General features: G+C 59.0%; 2 protein-coding genes. One reads left to right on the plus strand and one right to left on the minus strand.

What is annotated here, in order from left to right; translation table 11 throughout:
- Positions 1 to 486, minus strand: a 486-nt coding sequence (locus tag BN903_RS06315) for a response regulator (RefSeq protein WP_048076921.1), incomplete at its 3' end; no start/stop codon positions are given.
- Between the two features lie 867 nt (positions 487 to 1,353).
- On the opposite strand from BN903_RS06315, the gene BN903_RS06320 reads away from it, so the two are divergent.
- A partial coding sequence (locus tag BN903_RS06320) for an acyl-CoA carboxylase subunit beta (RefSeq protein WP_048076922.1) occupies positions 1,354 to 2,096 on the plus strand: 743 nt, incomplete at its 3' end.

Here is a 2,096-nt window from a genome sequence, read left to right on the forward strand (position 1 = left end):
ATCGAGCACCCAGGTTGCCGATCTGGTATCGTGGAAGATGGTGTCGAACTGTCGCGCACGCTCGCGCTCGGTTGCCGACCGCTGGGCGTCTCGGAGAGCTTGTTCGGTCCGCTGCAGCGCATTAGGAACGGTTTCCTCGGGTGGGTCAGCAACGGCGATGTAGTCGGTGATACCGGCTTGGATCGCCTCACTTGCGACGGCTTCGCTTCCGTCCGCTGTCCCCATTATCAGCGGAAGTATCGTCGTTGTGTCGCGAATCTCGTGGACGAGATCGATACCGGTAGTTTCGGGGAGACTGTAGTCGGTAACGATACAGTCGACAGTGGTTTGCTGGAGTGTCTCTTGCGCGGCTGTAGCTGTCGAGACTGACTGTACAATCGCATCATACTGGGCATCGAGTTGGTCGGTGTACGCGGCTATCCACGCCGTATCGCCGACGACAACGATAGTTGAATCGTCAACGACACTCTTGCAGTTAGAATTCATACGTGGAGAGGAATACCCATCACGAATCCGAATACAGCGCCACGTGAGGGATTCATGTTGATGACTCCTTGCTACACAGTCAAAACCCTCACTGTTTAATTTTCATCCCTTATTTGAGAAGAAAGTTTATTATTAAACAGGCTAGGAGTTCGCACTCCTGTAGGACAGTCGATTGAGGCCAGTCACGCTGAAGCAATCCAGTCCCTGCCACCATATGCATTGAGACAGCCAGTCTCAACTAGCATCACCCGCCCGTGTGGCACCGTTTCGGAGGATAGCCAGAAATAGACTGTTTTCCAAGAGTGAAGGACCTGAAAAAAGCCTCTCAAAACAGTCCACTCACTGGCAGTCTGAGATCTCCAAGAAGATCTGGAGAGAAAACGGAGAAATGACCGGAATTGTCCCTGAAGCGACGGTATTGCCACTCATAGCCGCCACGAGAATCCGGTTCTCAGCTAAGCACTACCCGTACGGGAGAAGTGCTGATGAGACCACCTCCGTTGTCTCTCCGGCTGTTAGAACTGGCGAGCCTTCTCAACCATGTCTGAACGCCACGTGAGACGGTCAAGGCGTTCTTCGAGCGGATGAGTGACCCGGACGAGCGGTACGACGGCGACCTGCTCCCCGAGTTCCTGCAGTCGCTCGTCGCTCGTGGCAGACTCAAACCGTACATGCGGGCGAGTCTTGACACCGAGTGAGCTGGTAGTGAGTATAGTACCGACTGAGTGCCGAGCCGAGCGGATCGAATGGTTCCACCACCACTCAGTGATTCGCCTTGTACTGAACACCAAATCAGCGGATAGGGGAACCCTTTTGATGCCGCTCACCGACCCACGATATAATGATTCAGGGTGGTCCGGCGTGACGATGGACGACCGCATCGAGGACCTCCGCGAGCGCCGCGAGCGGGCGGCGCTCGGGGGCGGCGAAGACCGGATCGAGTCCCAACACGAGAAGGGGAAGATGACCGCGCGCGAGCGCATCGACTACTTCCTCGACGACGGGACGTTCCACGAGTTCGACCGGTTCCGCACCCACCGCAACCACAAGTTTGGTACCGAGGAACAGCAGATCCCGGGCGACGGCGTCGTCACGGGGTACGGCGAAGTGAACGGGCGGAAGACGTTCGTCTTCGCGCACGACTTCACCGTCTTCGGCGGCTCGCTCGGCGAGGTGTTCGCCGAGAAGGTGTGTAAGGTGATGGACAAGGCGATGGACGTCGGCGCGCCCGTCGTCGGCCTCAACGACTCCGCTGGCGCCCGCATTCAGGAGGGGGTCGGGGCGCTCGGCGGCTTCGCGGAAATCTTCCGACGCAACACGGAGGCGTCCGGCGTGATCCCGCAGATCTCGGCGATCATGGGCCCCTGTGCCGGCGGGGCGGTGTACTCGCCCGCCATCACGGACTTCACGTTCATGGTGAAGGACACCTCGCACATGTTCATCACCGGGCCGGACGTCATCGAGACGGTCACCGGCGAGGAGGTGAGCTTCGAGGAGCTGGGCGGCGCGGTCACCCACACGTCGACCTCCGGCGTCGCGCACTTCGCCGAGGAGAGCGAGGAGGAGGCGCTGGACAACATCGCGCGCCTACTCTCATACCTCCCCGCAAA

It is taken from the genome of Halorubrum sp. AJ67, from assembly GCF_000513435.1.